At 63.1% G+C, this 26,032-nt stretch carries 26 protein-coding genes and 1 riboswitch; of the genes, 10 read left to right on the top strand and 16 right to left on the bottom strand.

The window, feature by feature from the left end:
- Positions 1-8: 8 nt before the first annotated feature.
- The 4 genes from HMPREF2604_RS01485 to hemL are packed head-to-tail and all read right to left on the bottom strand — an operon-like array spanning position 9 to position 3,391.
- Positions 9-815: a cytochrome c biogenesis CcdA family protein gene (locus HMPREF2604_RS01485; RefSeq protein WP_070561619.1), complete on the bottom strand. Its 807-nt coding sequence runs from the start codon at positions 813-815 to the stop codon at positions 9-11.
- Positions 812-1,417, bottom strand: a complete 606-nt coding sequence (locus HMPREF2604_RS01480; RefSeq protein WP_070521042.1) for a TlpA disulfide reductase family protein — start codon at positions 1,415-1,417, stop codon at positions 812-814. The genes HMPREF2604_RS01485 and HMPREF2604_RS01480 overlap by 4 nt, the downstream gene beginning before the upstream one ends.
- Positions 1,417-2,025 carry a histidine phosphatase family protein gene (locus tag HMPREF2604_RS01475; protein ID WP_070521045.1) on the bottom strand — a complete coding sequence of 203 codons (609 nt, stop codon included), beginning with the start codon at positions 2,023-2,025 and terminating at the stop codon, positions 1,417-1,419. The genes HMPREF2604_RS01480 and HMPREF2604_RS01475 overlap by 1 nt, the downstream gene beginning before the upstream one ends.
- 31 nt (positions 2,026-2,056) lie before the next feature.
- Positions 2,057-3,391, bottom strand: coding sequence for a glutamate-1-semialdehyde 2,1-aminomutase (gene hemL, locus HMPREF2604_RS01470; protein WP_070521048.1), 1,335 nt, complete (start codon positions 3,389-3,391; stop codon positions 2,057-2,059).
- Between the two features lie 202 nt (positions 3,392-3,593).
- On the opposite strand from hemL, the gene HMPREF2604_RS01465 reads away from it, so the two are divergent.
- The 4 genes from HMPREF2604_RS01465 to HMPREF2604_RS01450 all read left to right on the top strand — a co-directional run bounded on the left by HMPREF2604_RS01465 (position 3,594) and on the right by HMPREF2604_RS01450 (position 7,870).
- Complete coding sequence (locus HMPREF2604_RS01465) at positions 3,594-4,073, top strand: hypothetical protein (protein WP_070562571.1); 480 nt, start codon at positions 3,594-3,596, stop codon at positions 4,071-4,073.
- A 223-nt stretch (positions 4,074-4,296) separates the two neighbouring features.
- Entirely contained in the window at positions 4,297-5,907 is a 1,611-nt protein-coding gene (locus HMPREF2604_RS01460; protein ID WP_070562567.1) for a permuted SH3 domain-containing protein, read from the top strand.
- Positions 5,904-6,578 (top strand): ABC transporter ATP-binding protein, encoded by a 675-nt coding sequence (locus tag HMPREF2604_RS01455; RefSeq protein ID WP_070562564.1) that lies wholly within the window; start codon positions 5,904-5,906, stop codon positions 6,576-6,578. The genes HMPREF2604_RS01460 and HMPREF2604_RS01455 overlap by 4 nt, the downstream gene beginning before the upstream one ends.
- The gene (locus tag HMPREF2604_RS01450) at positions 6,575-7,870 is read left to right on the top strand and encodes an ABC transporter permease (RefSeq protein WP_070562561.1); all 1,296 of its coding nucleotides are present in this window, start codon (positions 6,575-6,577) and stop codon (positions 7,868-7,870) included. Before HMPREF2604_RS01455 ends, HMPREF2604_RS01450 begins: the two co-directional genes overlap by 4 nt.
- Before the next feature lie 163 nt (positions 7,871-8,033).
- On the opposite strand, the gene HMPREF2604_RS01445 is transcribed toward HMPREF2604_RS01450, so the two are convergent.
- Positions 8,034-8,348 carry a DMT family transporter gene (locus tag HMPREF2604_RS01445; protein WP_070521062.1) on the bottom strand — a complete coding sequence of 105 codons (315 nt, stop codon included), beginning with the start codon at positions 8,346-8,348 and terminating at the stop codon, positions 8,034-8,036.
- Between the two features lie 11 nt (positions 8,349-8,359).
- Positions 8,360-8,430, bottom strand: a riboswitch (guanidine-III (ykkC-III) riboswitch).
- A gap of 25 nt (positions 8,431-8,455) precedes the next feature.
- On the opposite strand from HMPREF2604_RS01445, the gene HMPREF2604_RS01440 reads away from it, so the two are divergent.
- Positions 8,456-9,295 carry an NAD(P)-dependent oxidoreductase gene (locus HMPREF2604_RS01440; protein ID WP_070533936.1) on the top strand — a complete coding sequence of 280 codons (840 nt, stop codon included), beginning with the start codon at positions 8,456-8,458 and terminating at the stop codon, positions 9,293-9,295.
- 9 nt (positions 9,296-9,304) lie between these two features.
- Here the strand turns inward: HMPREF2604_RS01440 and HMPREF2604_RS01435 are convergent, their stop codons facing one another.
- Entirely contained in the window at positions 9,305-9,928 is a 624-nt protein-coding gene (locus HMPREF2604_RS01435; RefSeq protein ID WP_070533937.1) for a Fic/DOC family protein, read from the bottom strand.
- A gap of 382 nt (positions 9,929-10,310) precedes the next feature.
- Between HMPREF2604_RS01435 and HMPREF2604_RS01430 the strand changes: the two genes are divergently transcribed.
- The 3 genes from HMPREF2604_RS01430 to HMPREF2604_RS01420 all read left to right on the top strand — a co-directional run bounded on the left by HMPREF2604_RS01430 (position 10,311) and on the right by HMPREF2604_RS01420 (position 13,608).
- Complete coding sequence (locus HMPREF2604_RS01430; protein ID WP_070562558.1) at positions 10,311-10,889, top strand: ABC transporter ATP-binding protein; 579 nt, start codon at positions 10,311-10,313, stop codon at positions 10,887-10,889.
- On the top strand, positions 10,889-11,905 hold the full coding sequence (locus HMPREF2604_RS01425) for an ABC transporter permease (protein ID WP_070562555.1): 1,017 nt from the start codon (positions 10,889-10,891) through the stop codon (positions 11,903-11,905). The genes HMPREF2604_RS01430 and HMPREF2604_RS01425 overlap by 1 nt, the downstream gene beginning before the upstream one ends.
- Positions 11,906-11,988: 83 nt before the next feature.
- Positions 11,989-13,608, top strand: a complete 1,620-nt coding sequence (locus HMPREF2604_RS01420) for an ATP-binding cassette domain-containing protein (RefSeq protein WP_070562552.1) — start codon at positions 11,989-11,991, stop codon at positions 13,606-13,608.
- On the opposite strand, the gene HMPREF2604_RS01415 is transcribed toward HMPREF2604_RS01420, so the two are convergent.
- The 9 genes from HMPREF2604_RS01415 to HMPREF2604_RS01375 all read right to left on the bottom strand — a co-directional run bounded on the left by HMPREF2604_RS01415 (position 13,605) and on the right by HMPREF2604_RS01375 (position 22,805).
- Positions 13,605-14,987 (bottom strand): protoporphyrinogen oxidase, encoded by a 1,383-nt coding sequence (locus HMPREF2604_RS01415; RefSeq protein WP_070562549.1) that lies wholly within the window; start codon positions 14,985-14,987, stop codon positions 13,605-13,607. The two genes, HMPREF2604_RS01420 and HMPREF2604_RS01415, sit on opposite strands and share 4 nt — an antisense overlap.
- On the bottom strand, positions 14,988-16,028 hold the full coding sequence (hemE, locus tag HMPREF2604_RS01410; protein WP_070562546.1) for a uroporphyrinogen decarboxylase: 1,041 nt from the start codon (positions 16,026-16,028) through the stop codon (positions 14,988-14,990).
- Between the two features lie 38 nt (positions 16,029-16,066).
- Positions 16,067-16,564: a tellurium resistance protein TerC gene (locus HMPREF2604_RS01405; protein ID WP_070562542.1), complete on the bottom strand. Its 498-nt coding sequence runs from the start codon at positions 16,562-16,564 to the stop codon at positions 16,067-16,069.
- Positions 16,561-17,259, bottom strand: coding sequence for a hypothetical protein (locus HMPREF2604_RS01400; RefSeq protein ID WP_070562539.1), 699 nt, complete (start codon positions 17,257-17,259; stop codon positions 16,561-16,563). The genes HMPREF2604_RS01405 and HMPREF2604_RS01400 overlap by 4 nt, the downstream gene beginning before the upstream one ends.
- 10 nt (positions 17,260-17,269) lie before the next feature.
- Positions 17,270-18,247 (bottom strand): porphobilinogen synthase, encoded by a 978-nt coding sequence (gene hemB, locus HMPREF2604_RS01395; protein WP_070562535.1) that lies wholly within the window; start codon positions 18,245-18,247, stop codon positions 17,270-17,272.
- Positions 18,248-18,332: 85 nt separating this feature from the next.
- A complete protein-coding gene (locus HMPREF2604_RS01390) occupies positions 18,333-20,015 on the bottom strand; it encodes a bifunctional uroporphyrinogen-III C-methyltransferase/uroporphyrinogen-III synthase (protein ID WP_070562531.1) in 1,683 nt (560 codons plus the stop codon).
- A gap of 178 nt (positions 20,016-20,193) precedes the next feature.
- Positions 20,194-21,084, bottom strand: a complete 891-nt coding sequence (gene hemC, locus HMPREF2604_RS01385) for a hydroxymethylbilane synthase (protein WP_070521096.1) — start codon at positions 21,082-21,084, stop codon at positions 20,194-20,196.
- Positions 21,085-22,461: a glutamyl-tRNA reductase gene (locus tag HMPREF2604_RS01380; protein ID WP_070562528.1), complete on the bottom strand. Its 1,377-nt coding sequence runs from the start codon at positions 22,459-22,461 to the stop codon at positions 21,085-21,087.
- A 104-nt stretch (positions 22,462-22,565) separates the two neighbouring features.
- On the bottom strand, positions 22,566-22,805 hold the full coding sequence (locus HMPREF2604_RS01375; RefSeq protein WP_070533963.1) for a glutaredoxin family protein: 240 nt from the start codon (positions 22,803-22,805) through the stop codon (positions 22,566-22,568).
- A gap of 66 nt (positions 22,806-22,871) precedes the next feature.
- Between HMPREF2604_RS01375 and HMPREF2604_RS01370 the strand changes: the two genes are divergently transcribed.
- Complete coding sequence (locus HMPREF2604_RS01370) at positions 22,872-23,927, top strand: HAD-IB family hydrolase (RefSeq protein WP_227486028.1); 1,056 nt, start codon at positions 22,872-22,874, stop codon at positions 23,925-23,927.
- On the opposite strand, the gene HMPREF2604_RS01365 is transcribed toward HMPREF2604_RS01370, so the two are convergent.
- Positions 23,924-24,502, bottom strand: coding sequence for an LURP-one-related/scramblase family protein (locus HMPREF2604_RS01365; RefSeq protein WP_070562521.1), 579 nt, complete (start codon positions 24,500-24,502; stop codon positions 23,924-23,926). The two genes, HMPREF2604_RS01370 and HMPREF2604_RS01365, sit on opposite strands and share 4 nt — an antisense overlap.
- 196 nt (positions 24,503-24,698) lie before the next feature.
- On the opposite strand from HMPREF2604_RS01365, the gene HMPREF2604_RS01360 reads away from it, so the two are divergent.
- Complete coding sequence (locus HMPREF2604_RS01360; protein WP_083299142.1) at positions 24,699-25,934, top strand: HNH endonuclease signature motif containing protein; 1,236 nt, start codon at positions 24,699-24,701, stop codon at positions 25,932-25,934.
- Positions 25,935-26,032: the final 98 nt, after the last annotated feature.

Below are 26,032 nucleotides of genomic sequence, written 5' to 3'. Positions count from 1 at the left end.
ATTCTCCTTTAGAGCAGCCTCGCGCCATAGGACACGGTCCACTGGCGGATGGCGTTGATGAAATCTCCCCAGAGCCCGGTCAGCAGAGCCAGGCCGACGAGGATCATGGCGATGCCGCCAACGATCTGGATGGCGCGGGAGTGCTTGCGCATCCAGGACACGGTGCGCATGGCCTTGGCGGAGCCGAGTGCCACGAGCAGGAAGGGCAGGCCCAGCCCCAGGCAGTAGCCGATGATCAGGATCGTGCCGCGCAGCGCGGTGGTTCCTTCGGTGCCTGTAGAAACGGACAGGATGGCGGCCAGCGTGGGGCCCAGGCACGGGGTCCAGCCCAGGGCGAAAACCCCGCCAAGCAGGGGCGCGCCCAGCCACGTGGTCCAGCGCCGCGGCGCCATGCGGGTGTCCTTTTGCAACACCGGCACCACGCCCATGAACACGATGCCCATGAGGATGGTGATGACGCCGCCGGCGCGCATGAGGGTATCCGCGTTGAGTGTGAGCGCCGAAATGGCGCCGAAAACCGACACGGTGGCCAGCACAAACACAACGGTAAAGCCCAGCACAAAGAGTGCGGCGGCACCGACCACGGCCCAACGCCGGTGCTTGCCGACGCCCACCCCCAGCTCCTCGTCATAACTGACCTCACCGCCCACCACGGAGGCGAGGTAGGAGATATAACCCGGAACCAGTGGAACCACACATGGCGAGGCAAAGGAGACTAACCCGGCCACAGCGGCGGCGAGCACTCCGAGAAGGAGTGGGCCCGACACGGCGGCATCGGCAAAGCTTTGTCCCACGCCGTCAGCGGCAAGGATCACTGTTCTTTCTCCAGCTCGTCCACGACGTCGAGGACGTCCTGCTCCGTGATCTCCGTGAGGAAGACCGCGGCCGGGCGGTGCTGCTTGTCCAACACGATGGTGGTGGGCACCACGGAGGTGGGCACGCCGCCGAGCGCTGCGGCCGTCTTAAACGGCGGGTCGTAGATGGACGGGTACTCCAGGCCGTTATCGGTGAGGAAGTCCCGGGAAATCTCCGGGTTGAAGTCCTTGACGTTAATACCCAGTACGGTGCCTACCTTGCGCTTTTGCAGCTCCGCGTGGATGGCCTGGAGGTCATCCGATTCGGAGCGGCACGGCGCGCACCACTGACCCCAGGAGTTGAGGACGACGATCTGGTCTTTGAAATCCGAAAGCTTGATCGTCGTGGACTCATCCCGCAGGTCCTCACCGGAGAAATCCTTGAGCGGCTTGCGGTCTTCCTCCGCATAGCGGATGGTGGTCTGCCCGCCGGGCGAGATGAACTCGAAGGTGCCGCCGGAAGCCACGGCGTTCTGCGCGTTTTCCTCGCTTTGCGAGCAGCCAGCCAAGGCAAACACAGCAAGGACACCGGCCGCGGCGGCGCGGATAGTTCTGCGTCCCATTAGATGTCCTGCGCCGGTTCGGAGTAGAAGATATCGATGATCTCGCGGTCACGGTAGACCAGCGAAGTCACCGAAGCCAGCGCGCACGTGCGGTCCCACGGCGCGTGGGCCAGGCGCTTGCCCAACACGGTGCGCTGCACCATGACGATGGGCAGCTGATGGGAAACCACGATGGCCTCGTGTCCCTCGGCCTTGGCGCGGGCGCGCTCGGCGGCGTCCATCATGCGCGCGGCGATCTCCTCGAAAGGCTCGCCCCACGAGGGCTCAAGCGGATTGACCATGAGCGGCCAGCGCTGCGGATTCCACAGCTGCGAATTCCAGCCCTTGGTGCGCAAGCCCTCGAAGCGGTTGCCGGACTCGATGACGCCCTTGTCGACGTCCACCTCCAAGCCCGTCACCTGCGCAATCGGCAGCGCGGTTTCCTGCGCGCGCTGCAGCGGCGAGGCCGCCAGGTAGGTCACGTCATGGCCTTCGAAGGCTTTCGCTGTGCGTGCGGCCATGGAATGCCCACGGGAGGACAAGTGATAGCCCGGGATGCGTCCGTAAAGGATCTTATCCGGGTTATAAACCTCGCCGTGGCGGACGAAGTGGACGATGGTGGTGGACATATACCTGTGTCTATCCCCTCAAATGGTTGGTTTACTGCGGGCGCTGCGCGCTGGCGGCGGCCTGGGCGGCAGGCTTGAGAGCTGCCTCGATTACCTCAAAATCATTGTCCGTGAGCGCATCAGACACAAACCAGGTCTCGAAGGCTGACGGCGGAACGTACACGCCGCCCTCCAGCAGTGCGTGGAAGAAGGGTGCGAAGCGCCAGGTATCGGCCGCCTGCATATCGGCGAAGTTGCGGCCCTGGCCCTCGGCGAAGCGGATGGAGAACATCGTCTCCGCGCGCTGGATGTGGTGTGCCACTCCGGCGGCATCAAGTGCCGCCGTTATCAGGCTGGTCAGGCAGTCCGCGTTGGCCTGCAGGCGCGGGTACAACTCTTCGTTGGCCAGCTCCAGAGAGGCCAGACCGGAGGCCATCGCCACCGGGTTACCGGACAGCGTGCCCGCCTGGTAGACAGGGCCGGCGGGGGCGAGGGAAGCCATGACGTCGGCGCGGCCGCCGAAGGCAGCTGCCGGCAGGCCACCGGAGACCACCTTGCCGAAGGTCACCAGGTCACCCGCTACCCCATCGACGCCGAACCAGCCCTTGTAGGAGGTGCGGAAACCGGTCATGACCTCGTCGAGGATGAGCAGGGCGCCGTCGGCATGCGCGATCTCCTTGAGTGCCGCGTTGAAGCCCTCCTCCGGGGCCACGGTGCCCATGTTGCCCGCCGCGGCTTCGGCGATGATGCAGGCGATCTCTCCCGGGTGCGCGGCGAAGGCCTCGCGGACGGCGTCGAGATCGTTGTACGGGACGACGATGGTGTCCGCGGCCGAGGCACCCGTGACGCCCGGGGAATCCGGCAGCGCGAAGGTGGCCACGCCGGAGCCAGCCGACGCCAACAGCGCATCCACGTGGCCGTGGTAGCAGCCCTCAAACTTCAGGACCTTGGCGCGGCCGGTGAAACCGCGGGCCAGCCGCACGGCGGACATGGTGGCCTCGGTACCGGAATTGACCAGGCGCACCTGCTCCACCGCGGTGCGCTTGACGATGTGCTCCGCCAGCAACGTCTCGCCCTCGGTGGGCGCGCCGAAGGAGAGGCCATCGGCAGCCGCCTTCTGGACTGCCTCCACGATGGCCGGGTGGGCGTTGCCGTGGATCATCGGGCCATAGGAACTAACCAGGTCGACGTACTCGTTGCCGTCGATGTCCCAGAGGCGCGAGCCCTCGCCACGGGCGATGACGCGGGCTTGGCCACCCACGGATCCGAAGGCGCGGACCGGGGAATTCACGCCACCCGGGGTGACCTTCGTGGCGCGCTCGAACCACTCGGCGGACTGGGACGTATTCTGCTGATTTCGCTGGCTGGAGTTAGGCATAGCCCACATTGTATCGGTTTTAGCCCTATACAAAAGTTTGAGTCCCCTTGTGTCCTTCCGTCCTCCCTCCACTGCCTCCTAAGCGGCAGCAATCGCTCGCGCTGCGCGCCCGCTACTGTGGCGCTATGCTGGCAGCACACTGTTGATTCTGCCTTTCCTTATTTAAGCGCTGGGGTGCGCTGTGGAGAGGCACTACTTAAGGGGGATTCCCATGGCATCGCGCCGTTTTCTTGTCATTCTTGCCTGCCTTCCACTGTCTGCCTGCGCTGCCACTCAGGCAGAAACCGCTCCGCGAACCGAACCCAGCCCTACCACCTCGGCCCAACCAACGTCCTGGCAGCCGAATGCCCTGCCCCAGCCGGTCAACCGCTTTGGCGACACCACCTCTATCTCGCCCGCCCCGGCCGAACCGGAATCTGAAACCGAGGCGCCCGCGCCCGCACCCGCACCCACGACCGTCGAGGCCCCCGCGCCACGCATCGAAGTAGAAACCGTCACCCTCCCCGCCCCGGCGCCCGCACCCCGTCCGGCCCCACCGCAGCGGCCCAAGCCCAAGCTGGAACTGCCCGAGCCCCCGCGGGTGCCCACGTCCATCCCCATCCCGCCAGAAGTCCAAGCCGGCCTCGACCGCATACCGACACTTCCCCCGCTGCCGCGCGCGGAGGATATACGCATCGATGTGCCCTTCTAAAAGGCGGATACCAAGTACGTTTCGATCAAATAGTGGCAGAAAAACGCCCATTTTCGGACCCTTAGTTGATCGAAACGTCGCCAATCCTCATGGCCTCACACCATCTAAGGGTAGACCCTGATCTACCTCCTATATTCCCCCGCTGTACATGACAGGAAGCATAGCCGGGAGTTAAGCTGAACCCGATTTTCAATGACGGCGTTTACCTGACAGTAAGGGACTCATGAACAAGAAAGCTCTCGGCATCACCGCCGGCGCTATCGCTGCGGTTCTCCTCGCAGGCGGTGGTGGAATGTACGCACTAACCAGCGGCTCCTCCGACATTCAGCTCACCGCTAGCGATGTCACGACAACCGCCAAGGAAGACCTCATCAGTTCCGTCTCCGCCACCGGCACCGTCTCCGCCGAGCGCGAGATTTCTCTGACGAGCTCACTGACCGGACCCATCCAGTCCCTAGACGCGAAGGTGGGTGACCGCGTCGAGGCCCAACAGCTGCTCGGCCGCATGGACACCACCGAAACCGAGCGCGAGCTCGAAGCCCAGCGCACCTCCCAAGAGGCAGGCAAGCTCGAGGCCGTCCACCAGATCGAGGACGCCCAGCTTCAGCTGCGCCAGCTTCAGGATTCCCTCGACCAGGGCCTCAACCCGGAGGTCAATAGCGCCCAGTCCGCCGTGAATTCGGCGCAGACCGAGTACGCCGAGGCGCAGCGCAAGCTCGACGATGCCCTCGCTACCAAGGGCGACCGCCCCGAGGTTGCCGAAGCCCGCGCGGCCGTCGAGCAGGCGCGCTCCGGGGTGCGCGATGCCGAGTCCAAGTCCTTCCAGTCCGCGCTGGCCTCCATCGGCACCGCCACCGAGGACCCTTCCGGCATCACCACCGCCAGCGCTTTCTTAAGCTACCTGGACTCCGATGAAGCTGTGCAAGACTCCGAGCGCCAATTGAAGGAATCCGAGGAATCCTATGGCCGCCTCCTCCGTGGCATCGACCGCGAGCTCGGCGAACAGCAGCGCGCCACCGCCGCTTCCTACCAGGCCGTCTCCGATGCCGAGCGTGCACTGCAGGCCAGCAACCTGGCCATCGAACACCAAATCGCCTCCCAGTCCCAAGCGGTGAACCATGCGGTGGAGACGGCGGCGTCGGCAAGCGCCAGCAACGCCAAGGAGAATGGGCCTCTGGAGTACACGCTCTCCCAGGCCGACCTGCGCTCCCCTCTGGCTGGCGTTGTCACCTCCGTCAGTGGTGAAGCCGGCATGCCCGCCGAAGGCCCCATCCTCACCGTGGCGGATGATTCCTCGCTGTTGGTGAAGTCCACGGTCAAGGAGGGTGACATCGCCCGCATCAAGGTCGGCGATGAAGTCACGTTCACCTCGCCGTCGAGCCCCGGCAAAGAGTACAAAGGCAAGGTCACCTTCATCTCCCCTACGGCCGAACAACCTGAGGTAGAAGCCGGTGCAGGTGGCGGCTCCGGCAAACCATCTGGTTCCACCAAGCCTGAGTTCCCCGTGCACATCCGCGTCGATGGCAACCGCGAGGGCCTGCGCCTTGGTTCCACCACCAAGGTGAAGATCATTACGGAGAAGGACAAGAACGCCATCACCGTGCCGCTCTCCGCCATCTATGAAGAAGACGGCAAGAAGAACGTCCTGGTCGTCGACAACGGCACTATCCAGGCGCGCGAGGTGAAGATCGCCAGCGAATCTGATTTCTCCGCCGCCATCGCCTCCGGCCTCAAGGAAGGCGAGACCGTCATCAGCCAGGCGGATACGCACAAGGACATGGTCGGCATGTCCGCCTCCGTAGAAGGCTCCGATGATGCGGAAGAGAACGCATGAGCCGCCTCATTGAGATGCGGGGAATCGTCAAACGTTTCAACGAGGGTCTCGACAGCGAGCTGACCGTCATCCCGGGCCTCGACTTCAGCGTGGAGGAAGGCGAGTTCGTGGCCGTCGTGGGCCAGTCCGGCTCCGGCAAGTCCACGCTCATGAACATCATCGGCTTGCTCGACCGCCCCACCGCCGGCGAATACCAGCTGGCTGGCGTGGATGCGCTGGCGCTTGGCGACGACAAACTGGCCTCCTTCCGCGGCCAAAAAATCGGATTCATCTTCCAGAACTTCAACTTGATCGGCCGCATGTCCGCGCTGAAGAACGTGGAGATGCCCATGGTCTATGCGGGCGTTTCATCCCACGAGCGCACCCAGCGCGCGGAAAAGCTTTTGGAGATGGTCGGCATGGGTGACCGCATGAACCATCTGCCTAATGAGCTCTCCGGTGGTCAGAAGCAGCGCGTGGCGGTGGCCCGCGCCTTGGCCAACCAGCCGGAGATTCTCCTAGCGGACGAGCCCACCGGCGCACTGGATTCGCAGACCGGCCGCATGGTCATGGACCTCTTCCACGAACTGCACCGCACGCATGGAAAGACCATTTTGTTCATTACCCACAACCCGGAATTGGCTGATGAATGCAGCCGCACCGTCACGATGAAGGACGGGGTGTTGTCATGAATTTTGCTGAATCCACCAAGATGGCGCTGACCAGCCTGCGCACCAACAAGATGCGCTCGGCGCTGACACTCTTGGGCGTCATCATCGGCATCGCCGCGGTCATCGCCATCGTCACGCTCGGCCACTCCTTGCAGTCTTCCGTGCAGAAGGACTTGGATAAGGTCGGCGCGAACAACTTCACCGTTCAGGTCAAGGAGCGCCCTGAGGAGGGCGAAGAGGAAGAAGCCGATGATCCCTTCATGGGCGGTGGCTATGTCGAAGACGAGTCCTCCATGCTCACCCCGGACATGTTGGACCGCGCCAAGGAGGTCTTGGGAGATCAGATCGCCGGCATCAATATCGGCGAATACAGCTCTTATTCCGGCGCCCTCGTGGTCGAGGGCGAATCCGGGGAGGAGACTGCCAACCTCCTCGTCCGCCCGACCAACCCGGACTATGTCTCAGGCTCGTCCTATTCCATCGTGGCCGGGCGCTTCCTCAGCGAGGACGATATCGATTCCAGCCGGGCAGCGACCATGCTGGATAAGGAAACCGCCACCAAGCTTTTCGGCGCTCCTGAAGACGCCATTGGCCAATACGTGAGCTTTGAAAGCCAGGAGGCCTCCCCGATCGAGCTCGCCGTCATCGGTGTTTTTGAGGAACCGCAAACCGGGCCTTTGGTGGGCGGTGGCCCCAGCCAAACCGCCTTCGTTCCCTACCCGCTCGAGGCCGAGTTCTCCGATTCCCCGGGTGCTGGCACCGCCTTCAGCGAGGTCACCGTTCGCGGCAACCCGGACTTGGATAAGGCCGCGGTAGCCAGCAACCTGCAGCGCGTCTTCGATAGCTACTACAAAGACAACCCCGACTACATGGTCAAGGTATCTGACTTCAGCGATGACCTCGCGTCCTTGAACCAGATCTTCACCACGATGAGCCTGGTACTCGCGGCCATCGGCGGCATCTCGCTGCTCGTCGGTGGCATCGGCGTGATGAACATTATGCTCATCACCGTCACGGAGCGCACCCGTGAGATTGGCATCCGCAAAGCGCTTGGCGCACGCCGCCGTGATATCCGCATCCAGTTCATCACGGAGGCCATCGTGGTCTGCCTCATCGGCGGTCTCATCGGCATCGCCATCGGCACCGCAGCCGGCATGGCGGGTGCGGCCGCCATCGGCTCACTCGTAGCGCCGCCGCTGTGGGCGGTCATCCTCTCGCTGCTCTTCTCGCTGGCTATTGGCCTCTTCTTCGGCTACTACCCTGCCGGAAAGGCCGCGAAGCTGGACCCGATTGAGGCGCTGCGCTACGAATAGCAAAGCGTTCAGCCGAACCGGAACAAAAAGATAGCCCCAGCGATGCTGGGGCCAGAGCCTATTTGCCTTGCGGCTTGATATCCAGAAGCCTACTACGCAAGTACATAGGCATCCACTCACCGAACTATCGATTCTCCTTCGTCGTTTCAAACGACGACGCCTCCTAATGCACCACCTTCAGGCCCACGATCCCACCAATGATCATGGCCAGGAACAGCACCTTCCACACGGTTGCCGCCTCGTGCCCGGCGACGAAGGAGTAAATGACGGTGACCACCGCGCCCACACCGGCCCACACCGCGTAGGCCGTGCCCACGGGGATAGACTTCATGGCCCAGCCCAACCCGCCCATCGAAATGGCGCAGGCCACGAAAAAGATCACCGAGGGCCACAGGCGGCTAAAGCCCTCCGACTTATCCAGCGCCGCTGCCCACACAGCCTCAAAGGCGCCGGAGAAAATCAACACAAACCACGACATGGCCAGCCCTTTCTGGCCGTCTTGTCGCGTCACCGGGTACGGCTCCCTCGTCCGGGGCTCGCATAAATCGCGGCGAGCCTGCCCACAATAATGGCACACTGGGCGGCATGAAGATTGCATTCCTAGGTACTGGCCGCATGGGCACTGAGCTCGCCCGACACCTCCTCAAGAACCATGAGCTCACCGTTTGGAACCGCACCGCCGAGCGCGCGCAGCCGCTGGTCGAGTCCGGCGCTACCCTCGCCGATTCGCCCACCGCCGCCGTAGAGGGCGCAGAGGTCATCATTACCTCGCTCTTTGGCCCCGATGACATCCGTGAGCGAGTCATTGACGCCAACCTCATCCCGGAGGGCGTGACCTGGATCGATACCACGACCGTCTCCCCCGATGCCGCCCGCGAATTCGCTGCCGCGGTCGACTCTTATGTCCACGCGCCCGTCGTCGGCTCGCTAGGCCCAGCACGCGAAGGCAAGCTCGGCGTTTACGTGGGCACGCCTGACGACGACCGCCGCGAGCTCGCCATGACCATCGCCGAGCCGTGGGCCGATGAGAACAAGCTCATCGGCGTGGAGTCCGCCGCCACCGCGGCGATTGGCAAGCTCCTGGCCAACCTAGCACTTGCCGTTACCGCGGAGGGCGTGCTGGAAGCACTCCACCTCGGCGAGTCCGAGGGCCTCGATTCCGAGGTCATCCTCGAGATGCTCGACATCACCGGCCTGGCCTTCATGAAGAACATGAAGGGCCCGTTCATCACCGGCGAGCGCAACACCACTCCGGGTGACTTCACCGTGGATGCCCTGTGCAAGGACGCCAAGCTCATGGAGATGACCGCCAACAAGCCGCTGCCTGCAGTGGCCGCCGCCATCGAGCGCTTTGAGGAACAGCAGGCCATGGGCCACGGCGACCAGGACTTCTCCTCCATCTTCGTCTTCCGCAACAAGGGCTAGCCTCGAGAGCTAGGCACTGCGCTTTCCGACGAGCCCGCGCAGCACCTCCTCCAGCTGCGCGTTATCCCCCGTGTCCTGGCTGTGAAAGCGCGCGGCAATAAACTCCGCGCGTACGCGGCTATCACTCGCTAGCCGCTCCACATTAAGTTGGTATCCTGCCGCCGTAACCAGCGCATCAAAGAACACCGTCTGCGTACGGGTATTGCCTTCCCTAAAACTATGCACCACATTGAGCTCGCCCCACAGCTCCGCCAGCTTGGTCACAAACTCATCAATCTCTAGGCCACGCAGAAAATCATCCTTCGCCAGCCCCGCAAACAGCTTCTCTGCTGCCTTCGTCATTTCCGGCCCCGCCGGATAGTAGGCATGCCCAGCCTTAATCATGAACTGGTCTGTAGGGGCAGTCCGCTCTTCACCCGCCCAGTCATACACATCCTGAAAAAGATGTCGATGTATAGCCTTGAAGTGCGCGTAGTCAAAAGCACCTTCCACAGGTGCCGACTCCAACTCGGTTATCCGAAGAAATACAAGCTTTTCTTCCAAGATCCGTAGTTCTTCTGCGTCATCTAACCCCAAGCGATTCTTCAGAACCTTGGTCCCTGGAATGAAATAGCTCTCCCAGCCCCCGCTCATGTTTCTCCACGCGCTCTACTTCAGCGAAGCTCGCCGAACACGAGCGATTGCTTCATCGGCAGAAATTGCCCCTGCGGCTACCTCGCGGCCCAGCTGGCGCACGTACTCATCAGTCACATCGTGGCCTGCTAGACGCAACGCAGCATCACTCAACACTAACGGATCACGGTCGCTACTACTGCTTTCAATTTGAACAGGCTCCGACATTGCTATCCTCCCGAGTTTTCAACTACATTTTCTCTCATTTTAGCAGCTCATAGCACCAATCCCAAGGGCGTTTTCCACCTCGAGAGGAACGTTCAGGGCGTGCATTTTGCTAAACTTCATCAATAAGTTTTAACTATTGTCTAGCCGCCCAATGTAAGGAGCTCGCCGCCCAGCAATGCTTTCCATCGACGCCGATTATGGGCATTCCACGCCCCTTGGACACCTTGAGAAAGATTTCGCTTCGGGCCATGTTTATGGCCTTGCCGGACCTAATGGTTCAGGTAAATCCACGTTGCTCGCAACGCTCGGCGGGGAGCTTGCGCCGCTCGAAGGCTCAGTGGAGTGTGACGGCCATCCCGTCGGCACGAAGGAGCAGCCGGGTGCTGTGATCACGGTGGCCGAGCCGGTTTTCCTCCCCGACCTCACCGTGGGCGAGCACCTGGACTTGATAGGAAAGGCAACAGGGGTGGACGTCGCCAAGCTCTGCGAACTCTGGACGCTCGATCCTCTCCTTCCGCACCCCGCCTCGCGTCTGTCCTCGGGCCAGCGCCAGCGCGTCTTTCTGGCAGCACAGCTGTACCAGCCGGCGCGCGCAGTGCTTATCGACGAGCCCGAGCGCCACCTCGACGCCACCTGGACCGAGTTCCTCGCAAGCGAATTGCGCTACCTAGCTGACGAGGAGAATCGCTGCATCGTCGTGGCCTCGCATTCCGACACGATCACCCAGGCCTGCGACGAGGTGGTGCAGCTGTGATGCGCGTACTGTCCCGGCTAGGTGATGGTATTTGGTATCTCATCCTCGCCGGCATCGTCTTCGGCTTCGGTTATACAGTCTGGCAAGAAGTCGGCGCAGTCCTGCCTATCATCCCGGCCCGCATCGCGCTAACTAGCGTCGCCCCGATTGCCGCCGTCGTGGGACTGCTCGCGCTTATGGTGCTCACCGAGGTTCTCTATCCCCTGCGCGCGCTATCCCGGGAACGTTGGGTGTACGTTGACCGCCCGCGCGGCAAGCTCCGCGGTACGGACTGGATCACATGGACGCAGCTGATCGGGTTCGGGGCCTTGGGCCTCGGCATCTGCGTGTCCACCGGGCTATCCCCGTGGTTCGCGCTGGCAGTCCCGGCCCTGCGTTTCGTCGTGGGGTGGCGCTCGTTCACGCTGGCTTCGCTTCTCAGCGCTGGGCGCACGCGCCTAGTCGGCGGTTCTGGCCTTGGCCTGCTTGATTCGGAAGTCACCTCTGATGCCATTGCGAGCCAGTCCGCCTGGATTCCTCGTCGCGCCCATGCGCCCTCCACGTTGACGGGCCTCTTCTTCCGTCGTCTGGGACGACGGTGGTACATCGGCGTCGGTGCGCTCGCGGCCCTCGGCTTGTCGTTGGGGTTCGCCCCACAGCTCGGGGCGCTGGCCATCGTCGGCTTCATGTCCGCGTGGAGCATCGTCGGCGCGGCGGTTGGGCGCGCCGCCTCCTTCGGCCGCGTCAGCGACGATGCATGGCCCGACTGGGGCCTTCCCCTTATCGCTTCAGTGGGCACGGCACTCCTTGGTACCGGTGTCCTCCTCTTGGTGTGGAAGCTCTCCGCCATCGCAGTGGTGCTCATCATCGCCGGTCTTAGCTGGGTGTCGTTTAAGCGTTCCCGCCCGGCACAGGTAGACAGCATGTCCATGCTGGACAGCGGCGGCTTCGGTGTCTCCTTCTCCCCCGAGGTGCTGCACTACATCACCCGCGGCGCCCTCGGCCTTGGCGTGGCGGCCCTTGCGCTGGGGTATTAGTCGGGGCTAGTCTTTCGGACATGAAGATTTTTTCCTAATTCGACGTCACTCTTTACGCGACCTACTCGAAGGTGGATTTCTTCATGCCTATTTCTTTTTCTCATCTCACCGTCACCTGGCCCGACGGCACCCCTTGTTTCACGGACCTCACCGGCACGTTTTCTTCCCACTTCACCGGACTGGTCGGGGCGAATGGTTCCGGAAAATCAACGCTAGCCAAGGTGCTTGCTGACCTCATTGCCCCGACTTCGGGAACGGTATCCGCGGGTTCAGTCCTCTATGTCGACCAGGATTTAGGCCTCCATACGTCTAGCACCATCGCCGATGTCTTTGGCGCGACCGAAGTCCTCAACGCCATTGCCCGCATTGAGGCTGGCGAATACTCGGAAGAGCTCGCCGCCACTGTTGGTGAGCAGTGGGACTTAGCAGAACGTATTGAAGCAGCTCTCGACGCTGCGGGTATCCCCTTCCCCTTAGAGCGCACTATCGGAACACTGTCGGGTGGTGAAGCGGTGACCGTGGCACTGACCGCCGCATTCTTCCGCAAGCCGGATTTCCTCATCCTCGACGAGCCCACCAACAACCTGGACTCCTCATCACGCCAGCGCCTGCTCGAACTCATTCGCACCGCGCCGATGCCGGTTCTCGTCGTCTCACACGACCGCGAGCTCCTCAAGCACGCGGATAGCATCGCGGAGCTCTACCACGGAACACTGCGCGAATTCGAGGGAAACTACTCCTCCTACCGCGCAGCGATTGATGCCGAGCAGGATTCCGCGCAGGCCAAGGTCAGGGAGACCAAGGCTGAGCACCGCAAACAGATCCGCGAGCGCGCCGCCATGCAGACCCGCATTGCGCGCGATGCCCGCCGCGGCAAGAACTTCGCCGCCTCGAAGCGCAAGCCCGGCATGGCCATGGGCTTGGACAAGAACCGTTCCGAGCGCTCGGCCGCTGGGCGTTCTCAACAGGCCAACGATGCAGTCGCTGCCGCCCAGTCGGCGCACGACAAGGCACAGCGCGCGCTTCGCGACGACACCCATGTCCACATCGATCTCCCCGGCACTGAGCTGCCCGCGGGCACCCGCGTGCTGGTCAGCGATCTGCTCAGCATTACTGGCCCCGAGCGTGTTCGCCTTGCCGGGCCCAACGGCAGCGGCAAGACCACCTTCCTCAACCGCGTCGCCCGCGGCGACGTCGAGTACGCGCTGCCCTGTGGATACATCCGGCAGCGCATCGTCTTACCCGAGGAGAAGTCGGTGCTCGACATCGTACGGGAGGCCAATCCCAACGCGGACCCGCAGTTCCTGCGCGACCAGCTGGCCCAGATGCTCTTTATCAACGACAAGATCCACCAGCCCGTGGGCCAGCTTTCTGGTGGCGAGCGCTTCCGCGTCGAAATCGCCCGCGTCCTGCTCAGCGACCCGGCACCGCGCTTTCTGCTTCTCGACGAACCGACGAACAACCTCGATATCCCTACCACCGATTGGCTGGTTGAGGTGCTCACGAGCTACCGCGGGGCATTCATCCTGGTCAGCCACGATGAGCACGTGTGCGAGCAGCTCAACCTCACAACGACCGTTTCCATGGATGACTACAACTCGCTCCGTGAAACGGAATACCTTCTGCGTTCCCCTCGCAATGCAGAGCGACTACGTAACTCCATCGAAGAGCTGAAGGCACCACAAGGAGGGACGGAGAGCTAGCTGACGAGCGCCTGCGCGGCAGCGCGGGCGCCGGCGATGACGGCCGGCACGCCGACTCCATCGGCCCAAGCGCCGGCGGTGGCGATACCAGGGACGTCGGCAAGCGCGGCGCGCACTGCAGCGACGGTGGCCAGGTGCTTTTCGTCATAGCGGGGGATGCCACCGAACCAGCGCTGCGTGTAGATCTCTTCCACGCCGGCGGCGCGGCCGTCGAAGCCGGTGATCTTCTGCAGGTCATCGAGGGCGTAGTCCACCAGGTCATCCTCCTCCGCACGCACGAGGGCGTCATCGCCGAAGCGGCCGAAGGAGGCGCGCACGAGGAAGCCCTCGCGCTCTGCCAGGTGCGGCCACTTATTAGAGGAGAGAGTGAAGGCCTTGGCGCGCACGTCGGGCTCGTCGGAGGCGACAAGAATGCCGGTGGCCTCCGGAAGGGAGTTGCCCTCCGGGTCTGTGGCGGAGGCAAAGTTGAATCCGACGACCGCAGAGGAGGCCAGCTGGACAGAAGACAACTCCTGGGCGGCCTCCGGGGCCACGGCCTTGAGCAGGCGCGCGGTCGTCGGAGCCGGGGTGGCAAAGAGCACGCGGTCGAAGGGGCCGATATCCCCCGGCGCGCCCTTGACCTCAAAGGCATCACCCTTACGCGTCACTCCGGAGACGAAGGTGTCCAGGTGGATCTGCGCGCCGGACTTCTCAGCCAGGGCTTCGTAGAGCTCGGCGTAGCCGCCCTTGAAGGTGCCGAAGACGGAGCCTTCGGCCGGGCTGCGGCCAGACTCGATCTGCTTGATTGCCGCCGATAGAGTTACCGGCCCCTCTTTCGCCAGCGAGTCCAGCGTGGCCGCTAGGTGCGGAACCGTGGCGCGCAGGCCCAGGTCATCGGCCGTACAGGAGTACACACCGCCGAGCAGCGCGGAGACCACGTGATCCACCACGTCATCGCCGTATTGCTGGCGCACGAGCTTGCCCACGGAGACATCCCCGCCGACTTCCCACTCGAAGGGCTGCTCGTTGGTGATGCGCTCATTGGTGGCAGCAGAGAAGAAGTCCTGCGGCGCGGAAGGAATACCCATGACACCGCCCTGTGGCAGGAAGTGCAGCTCGCCGCCGGTATACACGCGGGGGCGCAGCTGACTGTTGGGTTCCACGAAGGAATCCTGCAGGCCCAGCTCCGTGAAGAAGTCCACGGCATCCTGGCGGCGGCGGATGAAGGCCTCCGCGCCCATGTCCGTCGGACCGCCATTAAACGACACGGTGTGCAGCTTGCCACCGATGCGGCCGGCCGCCTCGAAAACATAAACCTCATGGGAGCCCTCAGTGTTGTGCTTGAGTTCCCACGCGGCGGTGAGTCCCGCTAGCCCAGCACCGATGATCGCGATTTTCATTTAGCCCTCCTCGTGGATGATGGCGACGGCGCGGGTGATGGCGTCGGCATCGGTAGTCGGCAGAACCCCGTGGCCGAGGTTCCAGATGTGTCCCTTCACGTCGCCGCGCTCCCTTGCGCGGGCGACCTCTGCCTTGATGGTGCGCACACCCTGGCGCACCGCCTCCTCGCCGGCAAAGAGCAAGGCTGGATCAAGGTTGCCCTGCAGGATGTCTGCATCGACGCGTGCCGCGGCGGCATCCATGCTCACGCGGTAGTCCACGCCCATGACCTCCGAACCGGCTTCCGACATCGCGCCGAGCAACTCGCCGGTTCCCACGCCGAAGTGAATGCGCGGCACGCGGCCCTCCGCGGCTTTAAGGATCTGCGTTGAATAAGGCAGCACAAACTCGCGGTAGTCGCGCTCGTTGAGGTAGCCCGCCCAGGAATCAAAAAGCTGCATCGCGTCGATTCCCGCCTCCAGCTGGAGCTGAAGGAAAGAGATGATCGTCGGGGTCAGGCGCTCCATGAGCTGGTGCCAGGTATCTGGCTCGGAATGCATCAGGGCCTTGGTGCGCTCATGATTCTTCGAGGGGCCGCCCTCAATGAGGTAGCTGGCCAAAGTGAAAGGCGCGCCGACAAAACCGATGAGTGCCTGCTTGTCGGTGAGCTCGTTCAGAATGATCTCGATGCCCTGGCGCACCTCGGGCACGTCGACGTCGAGGATAGGCAGGTTCGCCACATCCTCCTTGCTGCGCACGGGCGCATCCATGACTGGGCCGCGCCCGGGGACGATTTCCACGCCGACGCCCGCAGCCTTGAGCGGGACGACGATATCGCTGAACAAGATGGCCGCGTCGACGTCGTGGCGGCGCACTGGCTGCAGGGTGATTTCCGCCAGCAGCTCCGGCATGAAGCAGGAATCCAGCATGCTGATTCCCTCACGGACCTTGCGGTACTCCGGCAAAGAACGCCCCGCCTGGCGCATGAACCAGACGGGTGGACGGGACGGGGTGCGGCCGGAAGCGGCCTCAATAAGCGGCGCGGCAGACAGACGAGACATACCGTCCATTATGAATCAAAAGTTGGAGTGGGCGCCAATCAGGAATTCTGCGCCCGACGGGCCTTAATGAACGCCGTCGAGTCTGGATGAAAGAGGAAGAAGATTCCCACCATGAGCACCATCGGAATGAGCAACAAGAGCAGCCCGCCCACGCCGGCAATCAACGCCGCAATGCTGACGAACATGGCATAGGCGGAAACCGCGGTAATGATGCGGCGGGCCCACACCGAACCGTTTGCCAACTGCGCGGAGCACGCCGCAATGATGACAGCGCTCACCACATGAGAAATGGCAGCAAAGCGCGTATTGAAACGGATATAGCCCACCTGCTCTGGGCTGAGTTCGGGGTTGGTCACCGAGCCATAGGAGCCAAAAAGCCCCACCATTCCGGCGGTCAACATCACAACGGCGGCAACCACAAAGACCCAATAGGAGATGCGCAACTGGGAAGGCCAGGTGGAAAGATCCTGCTCGCCCTGCTTCTTGGGGCGGCGCGGGCGGCGGTTATAGTCCGCGGGGCCGGGGCGGTCATTCATCGTTCGCCGTCCTTGTCTCTTTCTTTCTCCTTGTCCTTGTTTTTCTTCTCGCGCTCCTCCAGGTGTTCCTGGCGGCGCTGCTCTTCCATCTCCTTGCGCATCTGGCGCATCTGTTCCATCTCGCCGGTGTACTCAAGAACTTCTTCCTTGGAGGAGAAGATCAAGCCCATGACGGCGGCCACGCCAACAAGAATCTGCACGCCGCCATCAAGAACGAACAGCCAGTCCGGAACGCTCGCCCCAGCGGGGCTGCTCATGAAGACGATGAGCACGCGGAAGGCGAAGTAGAGGGAGAAGGCGAACCACAGGCGCCGGCCGGTGCCGGCCGCCGAGGAGTTCTTGTGGATCAAGCCCAGCATGATGCCCAGCAGGACGACGATGGCGAGCGATATCAGCGAGCTGAACGCCACCGAGCCATAGCCCACGAGTTGCACGAGGGCATCGCTGACGTCCTGCCCAGACTTTTCCGCTGCGGACTCCGCGGTGGTGCGGGCCTGGGCAAAGAGCTCGTCCCGGTTCAGAAGGGTCAGCACGATGCTCAGGACTAGGTGCACCACCTCAAACAGCAAGGCAACGGCCCACACCTTGAGCATGAGGGAAACGGCTTCGGTGCGAGTGGCCTTCTCCTTATCCGGCTCCTTGTCCTGCTTCGCCGGCTTCTGCGCCGACGAAGCCGTGTTCGGGCTGAACGTCACGATTCTCCTTTTACTTGAGCAAGCGGGCGGCGTCCGTGGCGAAGTACGTCAGGATCTGGTCCGCGCCCGCGCGCTTGAACGCGGTCAAGGACTCCAGCATAACGGCCTCACCATCGATCCACCCGTTCTGGGCGGCTGCCTGAATCATCGCATACTCGCCGGACACCTGGTACACGGCTACCGGCACGGAGGAGCGCTCCACGGCACCGGCCAACACGTCGAGGTACGGCAAGCCAGGCTTAACCATGACGATGTCCGCGCCTTCCTCGATGTCCAGGTCCACCTCCAGCATGGACTCGCGGAAGTTGCGCGGATCCTGCTGGTAGGTGCGGCGGTCGCCCTCCAGGGAGGAGCCCACCGCATCGCGGAAGGGACCGAAGAAGGCGGAGGCGTACTTGGCGGAATAGGCCATGATGGCAACGTCCTCATGGCCGGCCTCATCGAGGGCCTCGCGGATGGCGGCAATCTGGCCGTCCATCATGCCGGAGGGGCTGACCATGTGCGCACCGGCGCGGGCCTGAGAGCGGGCCATGTCCTGGTAGAGCTCCACGGTTTCATCGTTGAGCACGCGGCCCTTGTCATCGATCACACCGCAGTGACCGTGCGAGGTGAACTCATCGAGGCAGGTATCCGCCATCACGATGAGGTCATCGCCGAACTCTTTGCGCAGCTCGGCAATCGCAACGTTGAGGATGCCCTGCGGGTCCCAAGCCACGGAGCCGGTTGCATCCTTGTCTTCCTCACGCGGCACACCGAAAAGGTCAACGCAGGTCACGCCGGCGTCAAGTGCCTCGTGGGCGGCGCGCTTGAGGGAATCCAAGCTGTGCTGCGCCACGCCCGGCATGGAGGGGATGTCACGGGGTTCATTCAGACCGTCGACCACGAACATCGGGAGGATGAGGTCGGAGGGGCGCAGCGACGTTTCCGCAACCAAATCCCGAAAAGCCGGGTTCTGGCGTAGTCGGCGGGGGCGGCGAGCAATGCTCATGAGTAAAAACTCTCCTTTGAGCTACGAGAAAATTGAACTACCTTCCCGACTCTAGTCGCCCCTCACCTGCCCGCCCAGAAGCGGTCTACGCCGTCTTCTTGCGCGAGCGGCGCTTCTTACGTGGAGCTGGCAGGTTGCCGGCGGCGCGGAGGGCGGCGACGTGGTCAGCGAGGGCGTCGACAAGCATCGGCACATCCGCGACCTCCGGGACCACGTCCACGCGCAGCCCCACCTCCTCAGCCGCCGCCTTGGTGGAGGGGCCAATGCAGGCGATGATGGTCCGGGCATGGGGCTTGCCCGCAATGCCGACGAGGTTGCGCACCGTCGACGGCGAGGTAAAGGCCACCGCATCGAAGCCACCGGACTTGATCATGTCGCGGATCTCCGCCGCCGGCGGGGCCGCGCGCACGGTTCGGTAGGCCACCACGTCATCGACTTCCCAGCCCAAATCCAACAGGCCGTTCACCAGAGTCTCGCCGGCGATATCGGCGCGCGGCAGCAACACGCGGCCCACGGCGTCGATGTCCTCAACGTAGTTGGGGAAGACCTCCACGAGGCCCTCGGCATTCTGCTTCCTCGCCGGCGGCAGAAGCTCCGGGACCATGCCCTTGGCACGAATCGCATCGGCGGTCTTCTGCCCCACCGCCGCCAAGTGCACACCGGCGAAGTCGCGGGCATCGAGGCCGAGTTCCGCGATCTTCTTCCACACCGCGCTCACCGCATTGACGGAGGTGAACACGACCCACTTGTAGCGGCCTTCGACGATGCCCTTGATGGCGCGGTCCATCTGCGCCGGGTTGCGCGGCGGTTCCACGGAGATAGTGGGCACCGACTGCGGAATGGCACCGTGACCAGCCAGGCGGGCGCTCATCGCCGCGGCCTGCTCCTTCGTGCGCGGCACGAGCACGCGCCAGCCATAGAGCGAACGGTTCTCCCACCAGGAGTACTTCGAGCGATCATCAAAGCTGCGACCCAGGGTGACCACGAGCTCGCCCGGCAGCTCAGCGTCGAGCTTGCCCAGCGTTCCCAGAGTGGTCTCGTGGGTGCGCTGCAGGCGGGTGGTGCCGTGGACGGTGACGTAGGCTTCCGTCTCCGCGGGCATCCCGCGCTCCACCAGCTCGGCGGAAATGACCGGCAGGTCATCTGCCGTGGCCTGCAAAACCAGCGGCTGCGTCGCGGTGGCCAGCGCGTCCCAATCCGCACCTTCGGTGATGTCGGCCTCGGTATAGGTCGCACCGAGAGCAATACCTGCAAAAGACGGAACCGTCGAAGGCAGGGACATGCCCGGGACCACCTGGAATTCCATGCCCGCATTGGCCACGGCGGTGATTTCCGCCTTGATGGACTCGCGGTTGAGCGGGTTTCCGGTGACCAGGCGGATCACGTCGTGGCCCTCGGCGCGCTCGAGCGCCTCACGCAGTTGCTTGACGACGTCCCCCGCGGCCTCCTCAAACACCGCTGCCGTCGGCGGAGCCGGTCGCGGCGGCTTGCGGCGCGCACCCGCCTCCTTCGCGGCGGCGCAGATGCGCTCGTACTCCTCCTCGGCGGCGTCGAGAAGCTCCTGCGGAACCGGCACCTGCTGCGCCACCATGTCGCGCACGCCTTGGGAAACGGCAGCGTCGGTAACAACGTTGGCTGTCGTCTCCAGAACCTCGCGGGCGCGAACGGTCAGCAGGTCGGGGTTGCCTGGGCCGGCACCGACGAAGACGACTTTGCCCAGATCAGACTTACCCAGCTCAGGCTGGGTATCCGGCACGGCTTTGCTCATAAGGTTCTTTTCTAGTTTGTGGATTCCGAGTGCCCCGGCGCCACGCGTGGCAGGCGCGGGAAATGGAGACAAGAAAGCCCCTCACTCGCGAGTTAAGGGGGCCTAAATCATTGCTCTCAATGATTGTGTGCTAGATACACACTAAAGGAAAAGGCCCCAAAGCAAAAATTACGTGCGATTACTCCGCTGCCAGGAGGTCTGCAGCTCCCTGTGCGAAGAGCTCCTCGGAGACCGCGCGCCCCAATTCTTCTGCCTCGCTGGCCTCGCCCTGGGCCTGAGCGATGAGCTGACGAGAACCATCGAGGGCGAAGACTCCGCCGCGCACGACCAGTTGCTCGCCTTCCCAGTGAGAGACCGCGGCAACCGGCGCGGTGCAGCCGGCTTCTAGCCGGGAGAGCACGGTGCGCTCGGCGCGGGTGGCGGCGGTGGCGGGGGCGTCGGCAAGCAGGGCAATGGCCTGTGCAGCCTCCGTTCCCTTCACTGCCTCGATGGCCAGCGCGCCCTGTGCCGGGGCGGGCATGAAAACCTCCGGGTCGAAGACCTCGGTGGCGCGATCGGCATAGCCCGCGCGCACGAGGCCGGCGTAGGCCAGGAGGACGGCGTCGAGCTCGCCACCGGTGACCTTGCCCATGCGGGTATCGATATTGCCTCGAAGTGGGCGAATGTCAAGGTCCGGGCGCAGCGCCCGCAACTGGCTGATGCGGCGCGGCGCGGAGGTACCTACGCGTGCGCCCTCCGGCAGCTCCTTGAGGGTCAGGCCATCGCGGGCGATAAGCGCTTCGCGGATGTCCTGGCGCTGCGGAACCACAAGGTCGAAGCGTTCGTCGGCAGCCGTGGGCAGATCCTTGAAGGAGTGCACCGCGATCTCGCACTCGCCGCGGGCAACGGCCTCACGCAGGGCCTGCGTAAATACGCCCACGCCGATGCGCTCCACGGGCGCCATGTTGACATCCCCCTGCGTGGTGACGATGTGCAGCTCTGCCTCATAGCCTGCCTGCTGCAGCCACTCCTGCACGTGCCCCGACTGCGTGGTGGCCAGGAGGGATCCTCGGGTGCCGATCGTCAACATCTATGCGTCCTTTTCTTCCTTAGTGCTTTCCGCGGCTTCCATCTGCGCGGCATCCGGCAGCTCCGCCACGTCAATGGCCACACCGCTGCCCTCTAGCTGGAGCCCAAAGAGGTCCTGCAGCGCGGTCTCGTGGCTCACCGTTCCGGAGTTGGCTGCGAGCTTCTTCGCACGAACCGTGGGCTCATGGAGCAGCTTATCTGCAACGCGCTTGAGAGCACGGTTGATGTCTCCCATCTGGCGCTCATCCAGCTCTGGGTGCTTCTGTTCCAGCCGCGCTACCTCGCACTGAACCAGGTTCGCTGCCCGCTTGCGCAGCGCCGATACCGCCGGGACGACGTCGCGGACGCGCTGCTCGGAAGCATAGGCTTCCAGCTCTTCATTGACGATGCGCCGCGCCTGCGCGTGGGGGCTGGTGCCGGCGGCAAGGTCAGTATCGGCCGCCTGCAAAGAATTACTCAGCCTCTCGATGTTAACGAGGTCGACCCCCTCGACATCTGCTACCGCATCATCGATATCGCGCGGCAAGGAGAGATCCACGAGCATGAGCTCGCGGTCGGCCACGTGGTAACGCTCGACGTCGGCCGCTGAAATGGTGAAATCCTGGGCGCCCGTGGCAGAAATCGCCATGTCCACATCGTGCAAAGCCTGGGCGCGGTGCGCGAACTCAACGACGTCCGCATAGACGCCCGCTTCATGGGCATGTTCCGCCACGCGCTGGGCGCGAGCCAGGGTGCGGTTCGCAATAACCAGGTGTGCTCCCAAGCGCCCCGCGTGGGTTGCCGCTAGCGAGGCCATTGCACCCGCCCCCAAGATCAGCACGCGCTTGCCGTCGAGATCGTCCGTGCCCATGCGGCTCAGGGCCTGATCGAAAGCGAAAGAGACCATGGAGGATCCCGCCTCATCGATCTCGGTTTCGGAATGCACCCGCTTGCCGGTGCGCAGCGCGGACTGGGCCAGCGCGTGGATACGCGGCCCGACGGTTCCCTGCTCGACAGCGAACTGATAGGCGGTACGGACTTGACCGATGATTTGCTGCTCACCTACCACCATCGAGTCCAAGCCCGAGGCCACCATCATGAGGTGCTCAGCGGCGGCGTCGGCATAGCGAACATAAAGGTAGGAGCGCAGTTCCTCCTCCCCCACGCCGGAAACTTCAGCGAGGTTGCGCACGACATCCTGCACGCCGGTGTGGAAGGAATTGGTAACGGTGTAGACCTCCAGGCGGTTGCACGTGGAGATAATCATCGCCTCGCTCAGCGAGCCTGCCGACACCATGGCCCGGCACGTATGGTTCTGCACGGTCTCGTCCATGCTCAGCTTTTCCAGCAGCGCCACCGGCGCCGACTGATGCGACATGCCCACGACGAGCACACTCATGCACTACCCTCCAGTTGTTTATCATCCCTTTGGATGACATAGATCATCCAAAAGACTACTAGCCTTCTGCTTGTTTCCGAAACTCGCGGGAACGCCGAAGAAAACTACTGCGCCAGCGCCTGCGCTAGCTCCTCGTTGTCCACTTCCCAACAGGAGAATTCCTCCCCATCAATCACTACAACGGGGACGCGATCACCATATTCCATGGCCAGCTCCGCATCCTCATCCACCGTGCGCACGTTAAGCTCCGCACCAGCCTGCTGGACCACCGGAGTAATCTGCTCGAGCACTCGCGCGCAAGAGCCACACGTAGTACGCACCATCAGCTCGACGACGTGGGACATAGAAACTCCTCGATAGGACGTAGAACGGTTTGCGGTTTACTATGGACACGTTAGTCTGCCCGCCCCATGAAAGCTGAACGCGTGCCCCTCCCCCTGCCTCCCGGTATGCCCGATTCTCCCCGCGAGTTCCTTGCCAACTGGACCGCAAGCAGGGGAAACCTACGTAACTTCTTGGAACAACAGGCCTTTGCCCCGCTGGGTGAGGAGCACCAACGTGCGGCAGGTCAGGCGTCGGCAGCCGCGGCGGTGGAACACCTCTTTGGCATTGACCTGGAAGCGTTTTCCTCTGGCGTGGATTCCGTCCGGGGCTCCTTCGAATCGGCGGGCTCGCGCTCCATCACTGAGCCCGACCCGGACATCCCCCAGGACGTTGGCGCCGCCGCCTTCTTCGACGTGGATAACACGTTGATCCAAGGCTCCTCGCTCGTAGCCTTCGCGCTGGGGCTTGCGCGCCGCCGCTACTTCAAGCTTTCTGAGATCCTTCCCATCGCATGGAAGCAGCTCAAATTCCGCGTCTCCGGTTCGGAGAATGCCGCGGACGTAGCCGCCGGGCGCGTGCAGGCGCTCGAGTTCGTCAAGGGCCGCTCGGTGGATGAGATGGTGGCCCTGTGCGAGAGCATCGTGGACCAATCCATGGCACGCAAGGCCTACCCGGGCACAAAACAGCTAGCCCAGATGCACCTCGATGCCGGCCAGCAGGTATGGCTGGTTACCGCAACCCCCGTGCAGCTAGCGCAGATTCTGGCGCAGCGTTTCGGCTTCACGGGCGCACTCGGCACCGTGGCGGAAGTAAAAGATGGCCGCTTCACCGGCCGCCTCGTGGGCGATATCCTCCACGGCTCGGGCAAGAAACACGCCGTGGCAGCACTGGCTACCTTGGAGAACCTCGACCTTGAGCGCTGCACCGCCTACTCCGACAGCTCCAACGACGTCCCGATGCTCTCCATGGTGGGAACCCCCGTGGCCATTAACCCGGATTCCAAGCTGCGCGATATCGCGGAGGAAAAAGGCTGGCTCATCCGCGACTACCGCTCCGTGCGCAAGGCCGTGCGCACCTATGGCCTCCCAGCGCTGGCCACCGCTCTCTTCTCCTATGGAAGCTGGCGCATGGTGCGCCGCTAGCCGCTGTTCTGCTGCTTGGTGCGCAGCATATCCATGCACATGACCGCACCGATGAGCCCCGCATGCTGCTGCGGGTCAAGCCCCGGCGCGATGCTGAGTTTGTAGGTATTCTTCCCGGCCAGGAACCGTCCCACGCCCGACCACTCGTTGCGCACTTCCGCTAAGGGCTGCCCTTGACTGTTGATCTGGATATTCCAATCCCAGACATCGCCTTCGATCTCAATCTCTGGGAAGCCCTCCATCTCCAAGGTCAGGCGCGTCTTCAGCAGGGAGAACTTCTTGGTCACCACCGCCATGGGCTTCTCGACGCCCGGCAAATACACCTCATACGTATCCCGCACGAAGTTCGGCGGATCCTTGATCACCATGAGCGGTTGCTGCGGATTGCCCTGCTCATCCGTGAAGGCAACCTCGAGGCTGCGGGAGGCATTGAAGAACATGTCCTTCATGCTCGACGACTGCACGATGGTGCCCACGGGCACGCCTTGTTCATCGGCGATCAGGAACTGATCCTGCATGAAGGACTTTGTCTGTGAGATAACCAGGTTGTCAAGGGTCAAGAGTCTAGGCAACATAGTTCGCCATCATACGTACGCAGCGGACTCCTGTGGGGCCGGAAGACAATACTCCCCACCTGATGCAAAGAGGGCGCTTGTATGTCTCAAATACCTCGAGGAAACACCTACATTCCCCAGGTCATAGTAGATGTCCGGGGCGTGTCTTATAGTGCTCGTAGAACATACAAGCGATACCATAAACCTAGGGGACACCGTGAACACCGCCACTCAAACCGCCTACTTTTCCCATATGAACCCTGACTGCACCCTCGCCGTGGAGCGCAGCGCCGCCCGCCGCGCGGACTATCGCTCATGGGTAGCCGCCATGCCAGATCTCGATGAGGATTTTGATGTTGCGTGCCAGAGGCTCGTCGCCAAGCTCGGCGTCGGTGACTACACCGTGAGCGAATGCTGCCTGGCCGTGCACCGCCTCACGGAACTACCGCAGGTCAAGGCCCTGCAGGACAGTCAGTTTCTGCTGGACATGAAGGCGCTCATCACCATCGACCGCACCCTGACAAAGCTGGGCAAGCTTCCTCCGGAAACGCTCGCGCTTATCGACGATTCCCTGGTCACCTTCTTCACCCCTACCTCCCCGAATCAAGTCTTCCCTACACCGGCGCAGATTGGGCGTAAGGTGCGCGATACTTGCAAGAGCATCAATAAAGCTTTTACCTTCCGCGATTCGCCGAAGAAGGACTCTTATACTTTTACCGATACTGGCGAGCGCGGCATCCTTGAGCTCAACACGGACAGTGCCACGGGGATGATTCTGGATGGCTACATCAAACAGGCGGCGAAGGAGAACGGGCTCTCGCAGGCCGATGCCCTAAAGAAGCTCATCGCCGGCAGCATCTCTCCACCGGCGACTATCATTCTGCACACCTACCAAGCTAGTGACATCGACAACGCTCCTACCTTTGTCCAAGGGTATGGATGGACATCGCAGGACATGCCCGCCACACGCACGCGCGACCTGTCCTCCCAGCCGCCGGAATCAGCCAGCTACATAGCTTCAGAGCTCATCCGCAAATATGTGGAAGGCCGCGATGGCACCTGCCGCGCTCCGGGCTGCAACCGGCCGGCCTACCTGTGCCAGATGGACCACCGCATCAACTATGCCGACGGCGGCGCCACGCACCCGCGCAACCTGGCCAGCCTGTGCCAACACCATCACAATATGAAGACTGATGGGCGCGCGCACTACATCATGGACCCACACACCGGGGATATGGTGTGGCTCTACGAGGACGGGACGTGGGCCACGACGGAGCCGACCGGCCCGCTGGCAAAGAAAGCGAAGCGGTGGGCGCAGACGGTAGCCCAGAAAATCACGGCCACCCGCGAGCGCGCCCAAGAGGAAGCTGCCCAGCAGGAAGCTAAGGAAGCGCAGGCCGCTGCCAAGGAACCCCATACTCCGAGCGCTCCACAGGAAGACATTCCGTTCTAAGCGGCGTCGTCGTCTGAAACGACGTCGTGCGAGACGACGGAGAGGTCGTCTGAAATGACGGATAGAAGGGGGCTTAAGGGACATTTCGTGTGGATAAA

This window comes from Corynebacterium sp. HMSC055A01 (assembly GCF_001809405.1).
Classification (GTDB): Bacteria; Actinomycetota; Actinomycetes; order Mycobacteriales; family Mycobacteriaceae; genus Corynebacterium; species Corynebacterium hesseae.
Note: the sequence above shows the minus strand (reverse complement) of the source record. Positions and strands in the feature narration are given on the sequence as shown.

What these genes read in the sequence shown, in the direction of transcription:
- HMPREF2604_RS01480 (WP_070521042.1), bottom strand. Translation starts at nt 1,417, where the DNA reads ATGGGACGCAGAACTATCCGCGCCGCCGCGGCCGGTGTCCTTGCTGTG.
- hemC (WP_070521096.1), bottom strand. Translation starts at nt 21,084, where the DNA reads ATGTTGACGATCGGCACCCGAGGATCCCTCCTGGCCACCACGCAGTCG.
- HMPREF2604_RS01390 (WP_070562531.1), bottom strand. Translation starts at nt 20,015, where the DNA reads ATGAGCAAAGCCGTGCCGGATACCCAGCCTGAGCTGGGTAAGTCTGAT.
- HMPREF2604_RS01460 (WP_070562567.1), top strand. Translation starts at nt 4,297, where the DNA reads ATGAACAAGAAAGCTCTCGGCATCACCGCCGGCGCTATCGCTGCGGTT.
- hemE (WP_070562546.1), bottom strand. Translation starts at nt 16,028, where the DNA reads ATGTCTCGTCTGTCTGCCGCGCCGCTTATTGAGGCCGCTTCCGGCCGC.
- HMPREF2604_RS01455 (WP_070562564.1), top strand. Translation starts at nt 5,904, where the DNA reads ATGAGCCGCCTCATTGAGATGCGGGGAATCGTCAAACGTTTCAACGAG.
- hemB (WP_070562535.1), bottom strand. Translation starts at nt 18,247, where the DNA reads ATGAGCATTGCTCGCCGCCCCCGCCGACTACGCCAGAACCCGGCTTTT.
- HMPREF2604_RS01380 (WP_070562528.1), bottom strand. Translation starts at nt 22,461, where the DNA reads ATGAGTGTGCTCGTCGTGGGCATGTCGCATCAGTCGGCGCCGGTGGCG.
- HMPREF2604_RS01365 (WP_070562521.1), bottom strand. Translation starts at nt 24,502, where the DNA reads ATGTTGCCTAGACTCTTGACCCTTGACAACCTGGTTATCTCACAGACA.
- HMPREF2604_RS01445 (WP_070521062.1), bottom strand. Translation starts at nt 8,348, where the DNA reads ATGTCGTGGTTTGTGTTGATTTTCTCCGGCGCCTTTGAGGCTGTGTGG.
- hemL (WP_070521048.1), bottom strand. Translation starts at nt 3,391, where the DNA reads ATGTGGGCTATGCCTAACTCCAGCCAGCGAAATCAGCAGAATACGTCC.
- HMPREF2604_RS01475 (WP_070521045.1), bottom strand. Translation starts at nt 2,025, where the DNA reads ATGTCCACCACCATCGTCCACTTCGTCCGCCACGGCGAGGTTTATAAC.
- HMPREF2604_RS01370 (WP_227486028.1), top strand. Translation starts at nt 22,872, where the DNA reads ATGAAAGCTGAACGCGTGCCCCTCCCCCTGCCTCCCGGTATGCCCGAT.
- HMPREF2604_RS01435 (WP_070533937.1), bottom strand. Translation starts at nt 9,928, where the DNA reads ATGAGCGGGGGCTGGGAGAGCTATTTCATTCCAGGGACCAAGGTTCTG.
- HMPREF2604_RS01425 (WP_070562555.1), top strand. Translation starts at nt 10,889, where the DNA reads ATGCGCGTACTGTCCCGGCTAGGTGATGGTATTTGGTATCTCATCCTC.
- HMPREF2604_RS01450 (WP_070562561.1), top strand. Translation starts at nt 6,575, where the DNA reads ATGAATTTTGCTGAATCCACCAAGATGGCGCTGACCAGCCTGCGCACC.
- HMPREF2604_RS01405 (WP_070562542.1), bottom strand. Translation starts at nt 16,564, where the DNA reads ATGAATGACCGCCCCGGCCCCGCGGACTATAACCGCCGCCCGCGCCGC.
- HMPREF2604_RS01415 (WP_070562549.1), bottom strand. Translation starts at nt 14,987, where the DNA reads ATGAAAATCGCGATCATCGGTGCTGGGCTAGCGGGACTCACCGCCGCG.
- HMPREF2604_RS01430 (WP_070562558.1), top strand. Translation starts at nt 10,311, where the DNA reads ATGCTTTCCATCGACGCCGATTATGGGCATTCCACGCCCCTTGGACAC.
- HMPREF2604_RS01420 (WP_070562552.1), top strand. Translation starts at nt 11,989, where the DNA reads ATGCCTATTTCTTTTTCTCATCTCACCGTCACCTGGCCCGACGGCACC.
- HMPREF2604_RS01440 (WP_070533936.1), top strand. Translation starts at nt 8,456, where the DNA reads ATGAAGATTGCATTCCTAGGTACTGGCCGCATGGGCACTGAGCTCGCC.
- HMPREF2604_RS01465 (WP_070562571.1), top strand. Translation starts at nt 3,594, where the DNA reads ATGGCATCGCGCCGTTTTCTTGTCATTCTTGCCTGCCTTCCACTGTCT.
- HMPREF2604_RS01375 (WP_070533963.1), bottom strand. Translation starts at nt 22,805, where the DNA reads ATGTCCCACGTCGTCGAGCTGATGGTGCGTACTACGTGTGGCTCTTGC.